The 15,108-nt window shown below is 45.7% G+C and carries 15 protein-coding genes; 9 read left to right on the plus strand and 6 right to left on the minus strand.

What is annotated here, in order from left to right; all coding sequences use genetic code 11:
- Positions 1-31 precede the first annotated feature (31 nt).
- A complete protein-coding gene (locus tag MKA69_RS14710) occupies positions 32-241 on the minus strand; it encodes a cold-shock protein (protein WP_000106983.1) in 210 nt (69 codons plus the stop codon).
- A 359-nt stretch (positions 242-600) separates the two neighbouring features.
- On the opposite strand from MKA69_RS14710, the gene MKA69_RS14715 reads away from it, so the two are divergent.
- The 7 genes from MKA69_RS14715 (at position 601) to MKA69_RS14745 (ending at position 6,538) form a co-directional block, all read left to right on the plus strand.
- A complete protein-coding gene (locus MKA69_RS14715; RefSeq protein ID WP_000660858.1) occupies positions 601-825 on the plus strand; it encodes an alternative ribosome-rescue factor A in 225 nt (74 codons plus the stop codon).
- 408 nt (positions 826-1,233) lie between these two features.
- The gene (locus MKA69_RS14720; protein WP_000765286.1) at positions 1,234-1,611 is read left to right on the plus strand and encodes a hypothetical protein; all 378 of its coding nucleotides are present in this window, start codon (positions 1,234-1,236) and stop codon (positions 1,609-1,611) included.
- A gap of 135 nt (positions 1,612-1,746) precedes the next feature.
- Positions 1,747-3,072, plus strand: a complete 1,326-nt coding sequence (locus MKA69_RS14725; RefSeq protein WP_305847582.1) for an IS4 family transposase — start codon at positions 1,747-1,749, stop codon at positions 3,070-3,072.
- A 165-nt stretch (positions 3,073-3,237) separates the two neighbouring features.
- Positions 3,238-3,477 carry a hypothetical protein gene (locus MKA69_RS14730; RefSeq protein ID WP_055029385.1) on the plus strand — a complete coding sequence of 80 codons (240 nt, stop codon included), beginning with the start codon at positions 3,238-3,240 and terminating at the stop codon, positions 3,475-3,477.
- 87 nt (positions 3,478-3,564) lie between these two features.
- Complete coding sequence (locus MKA69_RS14735; RefSeq protein WP_000009682.1) at positions 3,565-4,569, plus strand: response regulator; 1,005 nt, start codon at positions 3,565-3,567, stop codon at positions 4,567-4,569.
- A complete protein-coding gene (locus MKA69_RS14740) occupies positions 4,569-5,015 on the plus strand; it encodes a PAS domain-containing protein (protein ID WP_000880545.1) in 447 nt (148 codons plus the stop codon). The genes MKA69_RS14735 and MKA69_RS14740 overlap by 1 nt, the downstream gene beginning before the upstream one ends.
- A 50-nt stretch (positions 5,016-5,065) precedes the next feature.
- The gene (locus tag MKA69_RS14745) at positions 5,066-6,538 is read left to right on the plus strand and encodes an NAD(P)H-hydrate dehydratase (RefSeq protein WP_032470201.1); all 1,473 of its coding nucleotides are present in this window, start codon (positions 5,066-5,068) and stop codon (positions 6,536-6,538) included.
- Here MKA69_RS14745 and MKA69_RS14750 read toward each other — a convergent pair.
- Positions 6,527-7,522, minus strand: coding sequence for a 2-hydroxyacid dehydrogenase (locus MKA69_RS14750; RefSeq protein WP_305848379.1), 996 nt, complete (start codon positions 7,520-7,522; stop codon positions 6,527-6,529). The genes MKA69_RS14745 and MKA69_RS14750 overlap by 12 nt on opposite strands.
- 241 nt (positions 7,523-7,763) lie before the next feature.
- Between MKA69_RS14750 and MKA69_RS14755 the strand changes: the two genes are divergently transcribed.
- Positions 7,764-9,041 carry a Na+/H+ antiporter NhaC family protein gene (locus MKA69_RS14755; protein ID WP_305848637.1) on the plus strand — a complete coding sequence of 426 codons (1,278 nt, stop codon included), beginning with the start codon at positions 7,764-7,766 and terminating at the stop codon, positions 9,039-9,041.
- A 6-nt stretch (positions 9,042-9,047) separates the two neighbouring features.
- Here the strand turns inward: MKA69_RS14755 and MKA69_RS14760 are convergent, their stop codons facing one another.
- Positions 9,048-9,872 (minus strand): potassium channel family protein, encoded by an 825-nt coding sequence (locus MKA69_RS14760; protein ID WP_000761426.1) that lies wholly within the window; start codon positions 9,870-9,872, stop codon positions 9,048-9,050.
- 64 nt (positions 9,873-9,936) lie between these two features.
- The gene (locus tag MKA69_RS14765; protein WP_158119200.1) at positions 9,937-10,488 is read right to left on the minus strand and encodes an outer membrane beta-barrel protein; all 552 of its coding nucleotides are present in this window, start codon (positions 10,486-10,488) and stop codon (positions 9,937-9,939) included.
- Between the two features lie 520 nt (positions 10,489-11,008).
- Between MKA69_RS14765 and MKA69_RS14770 the strand changes: the two genes are divergently transcribed.
- A complete protein-coding gene (locus tag MKA69_RS14770) occupies positions 11,009-12,052 on the plus strand; it encodes a GMP reductase (RefSeq protein ID WP_001217706.1) in 1,044 nt (347 codons plus the stop codon).
- Between the two features lie 69 nt (positions 12,053-12,121).
- Here MKA69_RS14770 and MKA69_RS14775 read toward each other — a convergent pair whose 3' ends face one another.
- Complete coding sequence (locus tag MKA69_RS14775; protein WP_305848380.1) at positions 12,122-13,516, minus strand: DEAD/DEAH box helicase; 1,395 nt, start codon at positions 13,514-13,516, stop codon at positions 12,122-12,124.
- 190 nt (positions 13,517-13,706) lie between these two features.
- Entirely contained in the window at positions 13,707-15,035 is a 1,329-nt protein-coding gene (locus tag MKA69_RS14780) for an anaerobic C4-dicarboxylate transporter (protein WP_000967514.1), read from the minus strand.
- Positions 15,036-15,108: the final 73 nt, after the last annotated feature.

A 15,108-nucleotide genomic window follows, 5' to 3' on the forward strand; every position in this document is an offset into this window, starting at 1 on the left:
AGGCTGGCTATTAAAATCTTTGGCAAGTCTATTACAGAACTTTGATGCTTTCAGCTTGTGGACCTTTTTGGCCTTGAGTGATCACGAATTCCACTTTTTGACCTTCAGCCAGAGTGCGGAAACCGTCACCTTGGATTGCGCTGAAGTGAGCAAAAACGTCAGGACCGTTTTCTTGCTTGATGAAACCAAAACCTTTAGTTTCGTTGAACCATTTCACGGTACCAGTAACTGGAGTAGACATAATAAATATCCTAAAAACATTTTTAACGTAGGCCGATTACGGCGCGGATAGCGTGGAAAAGTAGCTTGCTATTGCGTACGACACGGACGGTTACGAATAATCCAACCAAGCGATGTGTATACAAAGAACTCTTTCTAGCCGCGATCGAGTCTAGAGTAAACCATTGGCTTGTCAATCGAATCTTGAATAGAGTCGAAACCTGTTAACAAAAATAATCCATTTTTTTGCGCTCAATGCCATTTCTATGTAACTACGCTTTCTCTTTATTCCGAGAAATTATCGTTTGACTGTGATGGAATTAAGTACAAAATATCGCCGTACACTATTGTATGATGATGAACCTGTATGGAGAGATTTCAATGAAAGAAAAAACGGTAGTGAAAGCGGTTACTCAAGCGGTAATGGATACCGAATGTGGACGCGGTACCATTCAAGATAATGCGCTTAAAGCGGTAGTCACCAGCACACTGTTTCGTTGCCGCACGGAAAAAGCGAAAAAAGGCAAAGGTAGCTACTCGCGCAAAATGAAGTTCAAAGGTAAAGAGTGTTACCCAAAAACGATGAATACGATCGTTTTCGGGTAACACTCTCTATTTTCAACTTAGATTTTTAGCACTCACAATCCCTCTTAACTCTCCCCCTTTGTTTCACTTCACAACAGAAACCTAATTCGTTGATATAGCTTTCAATACTGGCGCTGTAAAGCTGGTCTGACATCTCATAATGGAGAAAAAGTACCAAAAGTCATTTGTAAGCAATTTGTTTAAAATGTTTCCTTTTGTTGCTTTTGTCCTATATTCCCTCATCCTAAGCATTAATTGGCAAGCGGTTTGCCTTTAACCTTTATTTAACAATGATCTTCATTAAAATTTAGATACAAAATCTGCATGCTTTTTGAGCTTGAAATAAATTTCTGAAGGTTCAAAATTAACTAAAAATGAGTTTTCAAAAATGAATGGATGCTTTTTGAGGTAAATTGAGGTAGGTGCATCATGAAACTGTTTTTAATTCTCATGCTTTCTGTGTCTGGCGGTATTGCGTCAGCTGAACATCTTTACTCGTTTATTCTCGGGTTTGGTGTGGCATCTTTAGCGGTTGGAAGTTGTTACTGGTTGGCTTTCCGCAGCACTCGATTTCCACAACTGGCTGTATTTTTACTGTTGTGTGGCTTTTTTGCCAAAATTACGGTGACTGTGGTTGGCGTTATGTGGGGTATTTCAAATGATTTGATGACATCGCCATTTGTATTTGCGTTGTCCTATCTTTTCTTCTCCATCGTCGCGACCTATTTCTGGTTCCGTTATCGCGAGTTAGCGGTGAAACTCAGAGCGAAAATTATCGCCACGCACACACAATCCCACTCTCACTAAAAGAGAGACGAAGTTTCAATGCAAGCAGAGCCACTAAGCTCTAATGCCGATCAGTTAAGACTTTAATCGGCAGATCAGTTGAACGATCCTGCCTGTATGTAAAAATCCGGTAGACCCTGTTTATCGGATTTTTTTATGCACGTTTCTCAAGCCCTCGACATCATCAACAGTTATAAACCCAATCACGTTGAAACACTCGCAGACCTCCTGCCCATTGAACTCATCAATAGTGCTTATCAGCTTACGGATACCGTGACTCTAAGAAAACGAAAGCTCACTTTAGAGTCGATGGCATGGTTACTGGTTGGCATGGCTATCTATAACGATAAATCCATGGCTGACATTGTAAATATGCTCGATATTGTTGACCGCACAGGCAAGCCATTCGTTGCTCCAAGTGCATTAACACAGCGAAGAAAAAACCTTGGTGAGTCAGCGGCTAAAGCGCTCTTTGAGTGTACGCAACGTCATTGGTTCAAACAGGCTAACTTACCAAACTGGAACGGACTTACGTTACTGGGTGTTGATGGGGTTTTATGGCGAACAGAAGACTCAAAAGATAACGCTGAAGCGTTTGCTAAGCCCACTAATCGGGATGGTAAAGAAACACAGTACCCACAGGTACGTATGGTCTGTCAGATGGAGCTGAGCAGTCACTTAATCACAGGCAGCGCTTTTGGCTGTTATACCGTTAATGAAATGAAGCTGGCAGAGCAGCTTATCGACACAACCCCCGATAACAGCTTAACGCTCTTCGACAAAGGCTTTTACTCCCTAGGTTTACTTCAAGCATGGTGTTCGCAAGGCATCAATCGACATTGGCTTATCCCCATGAAAAAAGGGCTGATTTATGAAGTTGTTCAGTCTTTTGGCCGACAAGATAAACTGATAAAACTGAAGAGTAACCCGCAAGCGCGTAAGAAATGGCCAGAGCTAGAAGAAGAGGTAGTGGTACGTTTAATCACGAGAGCTAAAGAGGGGAAACAATACGATGTTCTCACCTCAATGGTTGACCCGATGCGTTATCCGAAATCAGATATAGTCGGTTTATATGAATACCGTTGGGAAATTGAACAGGGGTACCGAGAGCAAAAGCAATACATGCTTGGTAACCGTCTTACACTGCGAAGCCGACTCCCAGAGCTGGTGAGACAAGAGCTCTGGGGAATACTCCTGACATACAACTTAGTCAGATATCAAATGGTGCAGATGTGTAATACGTTGAATGGAGACTACTTGCCATACCAACTGAGCTTCAATGGAGCCTTAGCCCACATCATGCGCCTAATAGTGGGACTTCCCTACTCGTCACCAGGAGCAATACCAAGGCAACTGCAAAACTTCTACGCAATGAGTGGAAGCTTAATACTTGAGCCAAGGCGAGAAAGAGCCTTCCCTAGAGTCGTGAAGAAGAAGCCAAGCCGATACCCTAGAAAATACAATGCCGCTCACCTTAAGTGAACGGCATTAGAGCCACTAAGCTCTGCTTTTTTATTGCCATTCCTAAACCACCGTCTCTATTTTACCTTCCATGATGATCACCTAGTGTGCATGTTCGACTTTTGTACAACAGAAAAAAAGAAGGCTCCTGTTTACACTATGAAAAATGAATAGGAGGGCTTGAATATGGATATGGCGCTGTTTTGGGTAGAAAAACTGATGCTGGTTGGTGGCATTTTATTGGTTTTGACGGGGATAATGCGTTATGGACGACGTAGCCAAGATTGGAAAGGTGTCGTTACGATGTTTTATAAACGTATTCCGATGACTGTTGAAGAGTTCAAATGGTACCGTTTAGGGATCAGCTGTATTTTATTTGCGGTGATCTTACGAATTGCACTGCTAACCTTCTGGCCTGCAATCTGATTTTCAGTCTGACCACCTTTTACCTAGCTGTTGTTTGAATTTTGGGTATACACTTTAGTAACTGATAAAAACAAACAAGGTGGTGGCATGTCTTTCCCTGTTCTCATCTGTGATGACTCTCCACTCGCGCGCAAACAAATGGCGCGTTCGCTTCCTGCATCGCTTAATGCGGATATCACGTTTGCGGTGCACGGACTAGATGCGATGAGCATTTTAGAAAATCAAAGCTTTAAGCTCATGTTTTTGGACCTCACTATGCCTGAGCTCGATGGTTTCGAGACATTAGAGGCAATGGGGAAAAAGGGGCATACGACTCCGGTTGTGGTTGTTTCTGGTGATATCCAGCCTAAAGCGAAAGAACGTGTGCTTGCGTTGGGCGCGAAAGCTTTCATTCAAAAGCCGATTGATAAGAATGTTTTGAATGATGTTCTTAAGATGTTGGTGGAACCGCCGACCCAGCCGCGTATTGTTACGCCTGTTTCGGTTGAGCTGCCAATTTTAAAACGTCGTGACATTTATATGGAAGTCGCTAACGTTTCCATTGGCCGAGCGGCTGATGCTTTAGCCCGTCACTTCGATGTGTTTGTTGAGTTGCCCTTACCCAATGTCAATATATTTGAGGTGAGTGAGTTACATATGGCACTACGCGATCTGGCGGATAACAGTCAAGTTTCGGGGGTTTGTCAGGGTTTTAGTGGTGAAGGTATTGCTGGTGAAGCACTCGTTTTACTGAGTGATTCGAGTGTCGCTGATCTCAAAAAATTGATGAAAGTGCCTGTAGACAGTGAAGACCTGCAAGAATTAGAACTGTTGATGGATGTTTCCAATATTCTAGTGGGATCGTTTTTGAACGGTTTGGGGCATCAAGCTGAAGTACGTTTCTTCCAAAGCTCTCCAGTATTGTTAGGACGACACCTTTCTATCGATTCGGTGATCAACTCTACTGCAGGATCGTTTAGAAAAACGATGACATTTGAAGTGAGTTATAACATTGAGGGGACTTCGATCCGTTGTGACTTGTTGTTTATGTTTGTGGATGAGTCTTTGCCGCTGCTAGATAACAAACTTTCCTATTTAATGGAGGACTTCTGATGTTAGCGTTACCTGCGGAGTTTGAGCAATTCCACTGGATGGTTGACATGGTGCAGAATGTCGATATGGGATTGATCGTGATAGATCGTGATTACAATGTCCAAGTGTGGAACGGGTTTATGACACACCACAGTGGTAAACAAGCCCATGATGCCATTGGTAAATCGCTGTTTGAACTGTTTCCTGAAATCCCTCGCGAATGGTTTAAACTCAAGGCGAAACCCGTTTATGACCTTGGATGTCGCAGCTTCATTACATGGCAACAGCGTCCTTATCTTTTTCATTGCCGTAACGTACGGCCTGTAACCCAACAGGCTAACTTTATGTACCAAAACGTGACGCTAAATCCCATGCGAACCCCAACCGGAGTGGTCAATTCGCTGTTTTTATCGATTCAAGATGCCACCAGTGAAGCTTTGATCTCTATACAAGCATCAGCTCAATAAATGCTAAGCGGCCATTCCCCATGGCCGCTTACCTGCAGTTGGATATTCTTATGCCGTTACCCAGTCATTTTTATACGACACAGCAGCTCAAACAAGGTGAACAACAAGCCGCACAAGAGCGTGGACTTGACCTGTTCAATTTGATGGAGCGGGCAGGCCAAGCGGTTTTTACGATCGCTTTTGCCCAATTTCCTTCCAGTCATCATTGGCTGATTTGTTGTGGTGGTGGAAATAATGGAGGTGATGGCTATATCGTGGCTGTTTTAGCGCGGCATATGGGGATTGACGTCACTGTTTGGCAGCTAGGCGATCCAGATAACCTCCCTCCTGAAGCACATCAAGCCTATCAACAATGGAAGGAGTTGGGGGGAGTGGTTTATGCTCCACAAATAGAACTGCCTGAAACCGTGGACGTTATTATTGATGCGCTATTTGGGATTGGCTTGAAAGAGGCGCTGCGGCCACAAGTTGTACCTTTGGTTGAACAGTTGAATCTTAGTGGTAAGCCTATTGTGTCGATTGATGTCCCTTCTGGCTTATGTGCCGATACAGGTCAAGTGATGGGTGCTTGTATCAAGGCGCAGCATACGGTGAGCTTAATTGGCCTAAAACAAGGGTTAGTCACGGGGCAGGCACGTTGCTATGTTGGTGCTTTACATTATGCGGGTTTAGGCGTTGAAGAAGTATTTGCACAACACAATGCGCCGTCCGTGGTCGCGATTGAAGGTAAGTTACGACACAGTTTACTTCCACCGAGAGCGGCGTGTACCCATAAAGGTCAAAATGGCAAAGCACTGATCGTGGGCGGAAATGAGGGTATGGGTGGGGCTCTCATTCTTTGTGCTTCTGCTTGTGCCAGAACGGGAGCCGGATTAACGGCGGCGATGACTCATCCGGACAATGTAACGGCTATGTTGACGATTACTCCTGAAGTGATGAGTACCAGTTGGAGTAAACAGCACTTATTTGAAGACCGTATTCAATGGTGTGATGCGCTTGCGCTAGGTCCCGGTTTGGGCAGAGATGCACAGGCTCAGCAGATCATGCAACGTTTGAGTCCACTGGTTGTGCCGAAAGTATGGGATGCTGATGCTCTGTATTTTCTTTCCTTAACGCCAAACTATGATGCCCAACGCATTATTACCCCACATCCTGTTGAAGCAGCACGCCTATTGGAATGTGATGTGGAAGCGATTGAAAAGGATCGCTTTGCAGCGGTTCGTGCTTTACAACAGCGTTATGGCGGGGTTGTGGTACTGAAAGGGGCTGGAACTCTTGTTTATGATGGCAAAGAGATTGCGGTTTGCTTACAAGGAAATCCTGGAATGGCCAGTGGTGGGATGGGCGATGTGCTCACCGGAATTATTGCGGCGCTCTTAGCCCAAAAAATTGGTTTAGCAGAGGCCGCGAAACTTGGCGTATGGTTACACAGTAGCGCCGCCGATTTAGATGCCAAAGCACATGGCCAGAGAGGGCTTCTGGCCAGTGATTTATTGCCACATCTGCGTGAGTTATTGAATTAGTTCGTTGCCTGATGTTTGGTTGCTGAAAAAAAGCTCAATATTGTTGAGTGTGGTTTGGGCAATGTTGTTGAGCGCATCTTCAGTCAAAAAGGCTTGGTGACCCGTAAACAGCACGTTGTGACAAGCGGAAAGACGACGGAAGACATCATCGACGATCACATCGTTGGACTTGTCTTGGAAGAACAGATCTTTCTCATTGTCGTAAACATCCAAACCTAATGCGCCAATTCGTCCTCGTTTGAGAGCTTCGATCGCGGCGGCAGAATCTAACAACTCGCCTCGACTGGTGTTGATGATCATGACCCCATCTTTCATCTGTTCAAACGCGACATCATTTAACAAATGGTAGTTCTCTTTGCTCATAGGACAATGCAAAGTGATGACATCACTGTGAGCAAATAGCTCAGGCAGTTCAACGTAGCGTGCGCCTAGCGTGATCGCTTCTGGATTTGGGTAAGGATCAAAACAGAGAATCTGCATGCCGAGCCCTTTTAGAATACGCATGGTTGCTACGCCAATTTTTCCAGAGCCGATGACCCCCACTGTTTTGCCATAAAAGTTAAAGCCAACTAAGCCATCTAGCGAGAAATTAGCATCTCTTGTGCGCTGGTAGGCTTTATGGAAACGACGGTTAAGGCACATCATCATTCCCACCGTATGTTCCGCTACGGCTTCGGGAGAATAGGCTGGGACTCGCACTACTTGAATACCGAGTGTTTTCGCGGCGGCCAAATCAACTTTATCGAATCCCGCGCAGCGCATGGCAATTAAACGTGTGCCACCTTGATACAGCTGTTCTAAAACCGGCGCGCTCAGATCATCATTGACAAAAGCGCATACGACTTCACAGCCTTTAGCCATTTGTGCGGTTTTTTCGGTGAGCCGAAAATCATGAAAATGCAGCGCTAACCGTGAGGGGTCAACCAGTGGATTAAATGAGGTGATATCATAGGATTTTGCGCTAAAAAATACGACGTTGAGCATAGTAATTCCTGTTATTAATGATTCTACGGTATTGATATACCTATTGTCGGGAAAAATAAACCCCAAAATTATTACGTCTAAGTGTGCAACAAATGGATGTTTGGACGTCTAGACAGTTGACATGTGTGCGGCTTGCCTTTAGGCTTTGCGCCCAATTTAGTTAAGATGATTTGATTTCTGCATGCACTACACACCTTCATCACAGCCCCAACAACCCAATGCTCTTGCCCTGTTACCACTCATGGTCTTTTTACTGCTATTTATGGGAGTGGGCAGTTATCTCACTTTACAAGGGGTTGAATTTGCATTTTACCAGTTACCTGCTCCGGTAGCTGTGTTGCCTGCTGTCGTGTTGGCGATCACCTTGAGTAAAGAATCACTCAACCGTGCGATTGAACAGTTCCTACGTGGTGTGGGTCATAGCGATATCATGGCGATGTGCATCATCTATCTGCTTGCTGGTGCATTTGCTGCCGTAGCGAAAGCGACGGGAGGTGTGGATGCAACGGTAAATCTTGGCTTGGCTCTGTTGCCGGCTAGCCTGATTCTGCCTGGGTTATTTGTGATTTCTGCTTTTGTTGCAACTGCAATGGGTACCTCTATGGGGACGATTGCAGCAATTGCACCGGTCGCTCTAGGCATTGCTCAAGCGGCAGAGTTGAATTTGGGTTTGACGGCAGGTGTCGTGCTTAGTGGCGCCATGTTTGGTGATAACCTATCCATCATCTCTGATACCACCATTGCGGCGACTCGTTCTCAGGGCTGCCACATGCGTGATAAGTTTAAAGAAAACATTCGTATTGCTCTGCCTGCTGCAATACTTGCGTTGGTGGTATTTACACTCAGTAGCCAAACCGCACAATCACCAGCAACGAGTGAGATTGAATGGTTGAAAGTGTTGCCATACTTGACGATCCTCGTTCTTGCGGTGATGGGATTCAATGTGTTCCTTGTGCTGCTAGTCGGGACGTTAATGGCTGCTGGCGTCGGAGGTTTTAGTGATGGCTACTCACTATCTGCTCTCACAAAAGATGTGTATGCAGGCTTTGGAAATATGCAGGAAATTTTCCTACTGTCGATGCTGATCGGGGGAATGGGTGAGCTAATGAAGCAGCAAGGTGGATTAGCGTTTCTCACACACCAAATTAGCCGAATGATTAATAAGTTTGCTCGTTCACACGGTGATGTACAGAAGATGCGTGCCAGTGAATTAGGGATTGCCGGTTTAGTCGCGTTAACCAACGCATGCACGGCCAATAATACAGTGGCAATCATCGTAAGTGGTGGCGTGGCAAAAGAACTCGCAGAACAAAATAATGTGACGCCTAAGCGTTCTGCCAGCTTACTGGACATCTTCTCGTGTATTATGCAGGGTATCTTGCCATATGGTGCTCAAGCGCTGCTACTGGGCTCGATATTCCATATGTCGCCGCTGAGTGTAGTGAGTTACTCTTACTACTGCTTCTTCCTCGTGGTAGCTGCCGTTGTGGCGGTATTTCGCCGCCACACCATGCGTTAGCGACAATCAAAGAGATAAACGACGACGCTTTGTCTTAGGCTTCTGGCTTTGTCTCTCATTTTCACGTTGGGCGAGCTGTTGACGATAGCTCGCCAGATGGAAACGTCGTTTCGGACGTTGAGCCGCCACCAATTGGCTCAGTTGTGTTTCCAATAACTGGTTTTTCTCCAACAGCGTGTTGATCGATTGGTGATCTTTCTTGGATGTGTCATCTTCTACAAAAAAGGAGGCGACACTTGCTGTGAGTAAGCCAAATAAAGTGATCCCAGTTAACATCAAAAATACGGCGACACCTCGCCCAAATCCTGTCACAGGATACATGTCCCCATAGCCAACAGTCGTAATCGTCGACATCGCCCACCAGAGTGCATCTGAATAACTGTTAATTGGGCTTGGTGTACCTTTCTCCACCAAATAAACAAAAGCAGCAGAGAGTAAAACGGTAGAAAGACTGGTGAGACCGATAAAACTAAACGTTTTTTGGCGCAGCACAGATTTGGTTTGTTTCCACGCTTTTGGCAGAACCAATAAAATCCGTAAAAAGCGTAATGGTCGTAGAAATGGCATCGCTACAATCAAGACATCTGGCCAGTTCTGCACCATATATTGTAAGGGTTTTGGGCTAACGGTGATTTTAACTAATAGTTCAGTCGCAAAAATACCCCAGACAATCCACAGTAAACCATCAAGAAATTCCAAATCATCCGGAGCTAAGACGGCAATATCAGGCAATAGAGCCACCACAACATAAACCACAGACAGAATTAACATGGGGGTTTCTGTTGTGTTCTCGACTTTTTCTAACAGTTTCTTTCGAATGGCTAACTTCATAAAACACAGGCGATATAGAGTAAATGTGGCCTTAGCCTATCAAAAAATATCGCACTCGTGTTGGTTAAAAACGATATTGCCCACCGACAGTAAAAGAGAGGCTCGAATAATCTTGTTCGAGAGTTTGATAGCTCAATTCCATTGTTAGTGCCAAGCTTTTGTCGAGACTGGATTGAACTTTGGTGCCAATGCCTAAATAGGGATGGGTACCTGAGAATTGCTGGTTATCCTCAATAGAGCCGACTTCATAGCGCTCTTTCACCTTCATCCGAGCCACACCGCCTCTTGCATAAAGGGTGGTGACATTATTGATAGGCTGTTCCATGAAAGCTCCGAAGTAGAAACCTTCTACTTTCACGTCAATCTTTTGCCGCTGTATATTCAACATTTCAGCGCCATTACCGATCATCCCAGAATAACCGAGATCTAAACCGATGAAGGGAGAAAACTGATAGTTATAACCAAATTGAGTCACCCAAGCTTCATTGGTACTCGCCGAGTTATCAATACGGCTAAATCCCGTATTGAGAGAAAATGAATAGGGGCTAGAGCCTGCATAAACAGGTAGAGCTAACCAACAACAGCAAACTAACAGCCAATAATGTGAATGTGCCATAGATCACCAGTTCCTTTCCTTGAAAGGGCCACATCTAACGTAATGATAGTTAAAGCTAAGCAATAAATGCGCCGAATGATTCACTTCGATGAATTATTTATATGTGATGTGACTGTGATCGATTTTGTTGGTGTAGGTGATAAATTGAGCTAAGCAGAATGGGTTTAAAAAGTGATCTAGCTCAGGTTATTAAGATCTCAGCGGTGAAGCAAACGATTTCTCTGGGGCGAAGAGTCTGTCGTAAATTTGACGAAATTAACCTAACACAATGTTTATTAAGAGGAATGTCGGATGTGGAAAAAGTACGTACTGAATAGGTATGAAAGCTTCGAAAGGGTAACACAAAAAAAAGTCAAATATCAGTCTTGAGAGAAAAAAAACGCGGCCTATAATGCTGAAAACCGGAGCGTCTGCCAACGCTCCGGTTTTTTTGTGTCCGAAATGTACTGACGTCTGCCAACGAAGGTACTACGCACTCTGCTAAGAGACACAAATGGTCAATTAATCAAGGAATTACACAATGCGTATCGAACAAGAACTTAAGTTAGGTTTTAAAGATGTCCTGTTTCGCCCGAAACGTTCAACCCTGAAAAGCCGTTCTCAAGTAAATTTAACCCGCGAGTTTACTTTCAAACATAGTGGTCGTCAATGGTCAGGCGTACCTGTGATTGCCGCCAATATGGACTCGGTAGGCAGTTTTGCCATGGCGAAAGCACTGGCTGAGCATGGTGTAATAACCGCAGTGCACAAACATTACACTGTGGCTGATTGGGCCGAGTTTGTGAAAAGTGCTGACAAAGCGACGCTGAACAATGTCATGGTTTCAACCGGCACATCGGAAGCGGATTTCCAAAAAACCAAAGATGTCATGGCACTGTCGGATGAGTTGATCTTCATCTGTGTCGATATCGCGAACGGCTACTCGGAGCACCTTGTCGAGTACGTGCAAAGAGTGCGCGCTGCGTTTCCTGACAAAGTGATTTCTGCCGGCAACGTCGTAACAGGCGATATGGTAGAAGAGCTTATCCTAGCGGGTGCCGACATTGTTAAAGTGGGCATTGGCCCAGGCTCTGTATGTACTACACGCGTAAAAACCGGTGTCGGCTACCCACAACTGTCCGCGATTATCGAATGTGCGGATGCTGCACACGGCCTTGGTGGTCGTATCATCGGTGACGGAGGCTGTACGTGTCCGGGAGATGTCGCGAAAGCCTTCGGCGGCGGCGCGGATTTCGTGATGCTTGGGGGTATGCTGGCAGGTCATGAAGAAGCAGGCGGTGAACTCATCGTAAAAGATGGCGAAACCTTCATGAAATTTTACGGCATGTCATCGAAGAGCGCGATGGACAAGCATTCTGGCGGTGTAGCAGGTTACCGTGCAGCCGAAGGAAAAACCGTACTATTGCCATACCGTGGCAGCGTACACGGCACCATTCAAGACATCCTTGGTGGCGTGCGCTCAACCTGTACCTATGTAGGCGCGGCGGAGCTTCGTGAGCTAACTAAGCGTACAACATTTATCCGAGTTCAAGAGCAAGAGAACAACGTCTACGGGCGTGAGTAATCACTTTTGTCTCGATAGAAGCAACAAAAAGAGCCACATGATGTGGCTCTTTTGCTATTGGTTACTCATCTAAACCGGTTTAGCCGATGATGATTTTGTCACTGGTTTTGAAGAACTGCGACGAGGGTGGTTTGCGGTTTTTTTCGGCGCTGAATGAGTGCCGCCTTTTTTCGCTGTGCGAGCTTGCCCTGTAGGCTGGCCACGGTGGCCTGCTTTAGGTTTGTTTTCAGCTGCGCTACCTTTGTTTTCTCCAGCTCCCTCTACTTTTTTAGGCTTTTTGGGCTTTTTCGGTTTCAAAGGTCGAGTGTCTAACTTTGACTCAGGGAGTTGGTTGGTCGGCTCAAATCCCGCTAAATTTACACGGGGCAGTAAGGCTTGTGTTAAACGCTCAATCGCAAATAATTCCGGTGCTTCAATGGCACTTACCAAGGATATTGCTTTACCGACTTCACCTGCACGGCCTGTTCGGCCAATTCGGTGCACGTAATCTTCAGCAATTTTCGGCAATTCAAAATTCACCACTTGAGGCAGTTGCGGGATATCAATGCCACGCGCCGCAATATCTGTTGCGACCAGAATACGTACCTCTCCCGCTTTAAAATCCGCCAGTGCTCGGGTGCGTGCGCCTTGGCTCTTATTGCCGTGAATCGCGGCCGCGGTTAAACCTTGCTCGTTGAGATAGGTCGCTAAACGGTTGGCACCATGCTTGGTACGCATAAAGACTAGCACTTGTTGCCAATTCCCCTCTTTGACCAATTTCACCAGCATGTCCGGTTTCTTTTTCACATCAGCAGGATAAATGCACTGCTCAACAGTTCTTGCCGTTGAGTTGGCTGGGCTGACTGAAATTTCGACTGGGTTATTCACCAAGCCTTTAGCAAGTTCACGGATTTCGGCCGAAAAGGTGGCTGAAAATAATAGGTTCTGGCGCTTTTCTGGTAATAATTTCAGTATCTTACGAATGTCACGAATAAAGCCCATGTCGAGCATGCGATCTGCTTCGTCCAGTACCAAAATTTCCAACTGATCAAATTTGACCGCATTTTGGTTATACAGATCCATCAACCGGCCTGGGGTTGCCACTAAAATATCCGCACCTTTACACATTCGCTGCATTTGTGGGTTAACTTTCACACCACCAAATACAACCGCACTGCTTAGCGGTAGATGACGGCCATAGATCAGTACATTGTCTTGGATTTGAGCGGCCAGTTCACGTGTTGGGGTAAGGATCAAAGCGCGGACTTTATTAGCGCGAACTTTTGGTCCTTTTGCCAGCAATTCTAAAATTGGTAGTGTAAAGCCGGCCGTTTTTCCTGTGCCGGTTTGAGCTGCGGCCATCACGTCTTTGCCTGCTAAAACCGCAGGAATAGCCTGTAACTGAATCGGTGAAGGCGTGTTGTATCCCTTCTCTTCAATAGCTTTAAGGATTGGCGCAGACAGACCGAGCGAGGTAAAACCCATATATCATTCTCAACAGTAATCAAATAACGCGGCAAATCCGCGCAAAGCCTGCCATTCTGAGGCCTTTAGTGATTAGTAGCAACCGCTATCTACAATGCCAAGTCATTTGGATAGAGAGAAAATGAATATGTGGTTGTTAACAAAAAGAGCCACATGACGTGGCTCTTTACTCTTTATTACATACCCCGGTTTAGCCGATGATGATTTTGCTGAGCACAAAACCTACACAGCAGGCGGAGATAACCGCAATCAGGCCGATCGACATAAAGGAGTGGTTGAAATACCACTTACCGATCTTGGTGGTGCCTGTGTTATCGAAGTTGACGGTGGCGATATCCGATGGGTAGTTCGGAATAAAGAAGTAACCGTACAACGCTGGCATCAAGCCAATCAGCAGTGCAGGCTCTAAACCCAGCCCTAAACCAACAGGGAGCATCATCCGTGCGACGGCGGCTTGTGAGTTTACCACCACAGACACAATGAACAGCGCCAGAGCAAATGTCCAAGGGTAGTTGGTCACCATTTCCACGATGCCAGATTTAAATTGTGGCATGGCGTATTGGAAGTAGGTGTCAGACATCCATGCGATACCGAAGATGGCAATCGCAGCAACCATGCCAGACTTGAACACCACGCCGTTAGGTACAGAACGTGGGTCCGTTTTGGTGGCGAGCAGAATGATACCGCCAAAGCACAGCATGATCATCTGGATCACCATATCCATACCAATTGGCTTGGTGCCTTCTTGAATGGTGCGGATTTCAGGCCACATGGCAATACAAACGATCACGAAAATGGAGGAGATAAACAGCAGCACGGAGTTACGTGCTGAAGCTGGCAAGGTTTCATCCAGTGACGTAGCGGTGGTATTGAGAATTTTCTCGCGCCAGACAGGATCTTGCAGCCTTGCTTGATACTCAGGATCGTTTTCCAGTTCTTTACCGCGTTTTAAGCTGTACAAGGACATCAGTAGTGTGCCAAACAGCGTTGCAGGTACGGTGACCATCAGAATGGAGAGCAAAGTGATGTCATGGTTGAGATTGGAAATCTGAGCTAAGTAATAAACCACGGCGGCCGAAATCGGTGAAGCGGTAATCGCGATTTGTGACGCGACAGAGGCTGCTGCCATCGGGCGCTCAGGTCGAATGCCATTCTTCAGCGCCACATCACCGATGATTGGCATGATTGAGTACACGGCATGGCCCGTACCTAACATAAATGTCATGGCGTACGTGACGAAAGGGGCAATCAACGTGACACGTTTGGGGTTTTTGCGCAGCATACGCTCGGCCACTTGCAGCATGTATTTTAAGCCGCCAGCCGCTTCGAGAATCGAGGCACAAGTGACAACCGCGAGGATGATTAACATCACGGTGATCGGTGGTGAGGTTGGTGGCATCTTGAAGACAAAAACTTCGATAACCAAACCAATCCCCGATACAACCCCTAAGCCAATACCGCCATAGCGTGACCCGATATACAGCATCAGAAGTAGAAAGAGAAATTCCACATACAGCATTCAATATTCCCTATATTTAATTGAAGTTGTATGTATTGTCGGATTTCATTTGCAAAAATTATGAAGCAGAGTT

Origin of the sequence: Vibrio sp. AH4 (genome assembly GCF_030710545.1) — a bacterium.
In the GTDB taxonomy this organism is placed as follows: Bacteria; Pseudomonadota; Gammaproteobacteria; order Enterobacterales; family Vibrionaceae; genus Vibrio; species Vibrio metoecus.

What these genes read in the sequence shown, in the direction of transcription:
- MKA69_RS14710 (WP_000106983.1), bottom strand. Translation starts at nt 241, where the DNA reads ATGTCTACTCCAGTTACTGGTACCGTGAAATGGTTCAACGAAACTAAA.
- MKA69_RS14715 (WP_000660858.1), top strand. Translation starts at nt 601, where the DNA reads ATGAAAGAAAAAACGGTAGTGAAAGCGGTTACTCAAGCGGTAATGGAT.
- MKA69_RS14720 (WP_000765286.1), top strand. Translation starts at nt 1,234, where the DNA reads ATGAAACTGTTTTTAATTCTCATGCTTTCTGTGTCTGGCGGTATTGCG.
- MKA69_RS14725 (WP_305847582.1), top strand. Translation starts at nt 1,747, where the DNA reads ATGCACGTTTCTCAAGCCCTCGACATCATCAACAGTTATAAACCCAAT.
- MKA69_RS14730 (WP_055029385.1), top strand. Translation starts at nt 3,238, where the DNA reads ATGGATATGGCGCTGTTTTGGGTAGAAAAACTGATGCTGGTTGGTGGC.
- MKA69_RS14735 (WP_000009682.1), top strand. Translation starts at nt 3,565, where the DNA reads ATGTCTTTCCCTGTTCTCATCTGTGATGACTCTCCACTCGCGCGCAAA.
- MKA69_RS14740 (WP_000880545.1), top strand. Translation starts at nt 4,569, where the DNA reads ATGTTAGCGTTACCTGCGGAGTTTGAGCAATTCCACTGGATGGTTGAC.
- MKA69_RS14745 (WP_032470201.1), top strand. Translation starts at nt 5,066, where the DNA reads ATGCCGTTACCCAGTCATTTTTATACGACACAGCAGCTCAAACAAGGT.
- MKA69_RS14750 (WP_305848379.1), bottom strand. Translation starts at nt 7,522, where the DNA reads ATGCTCAACGTCGTATTTTTTAGCGCAAAATCCTATGATATCACCTCA.
- MKA69_RS14755 (WP_305848637.1), top strand. Translation starts at nt 7,764, where the DNA reads ATGGTCTTTTTACTGCTATTTATGGGAGTGGGCAGTTATCTCACTTTA.
- MKA69_RS14760 (WP_000761426.1), bottom strand. Translation starts at nt 9,872, where the DNA reads ATGAAGTTAGCCATTCGAAAGAAACTGTTAGAAAAAGTCGAGAACACA.
- MKA69_RS14765 (WP_158119200.1), bottom strand. Translation starts at nt 10,488, where the DNA reads ATGGCACATTCACATTATTGGCTGTTAGTTTGCTGTTGTTGGTTAGCT.
- MKA69_RS14770 (WP_001217706.1), top strand. Translation starts at nt 11,009, where the DNA reads ATGCGTATCGAACAAGAACTTAAGTTAGGTTTTAAAGATGTCCTGTTT.
- MKA69_RS14775 (WP_305848380.1), bottom strand. Translation starts at nt 13,516, where the DNA reads ATGGGTTTTACCTCGCTCGGTCTGTCTGCGCCAATCCTTAAAGCTATT.
- MKA69_RS14780 (WP_000967514.1), bottom strand. Translation starts at nt 15,035, where the DNA reads ATGCTGTATGTGGAATTTCTCTTTCTACTTCTGATGCTGTATATCGGG.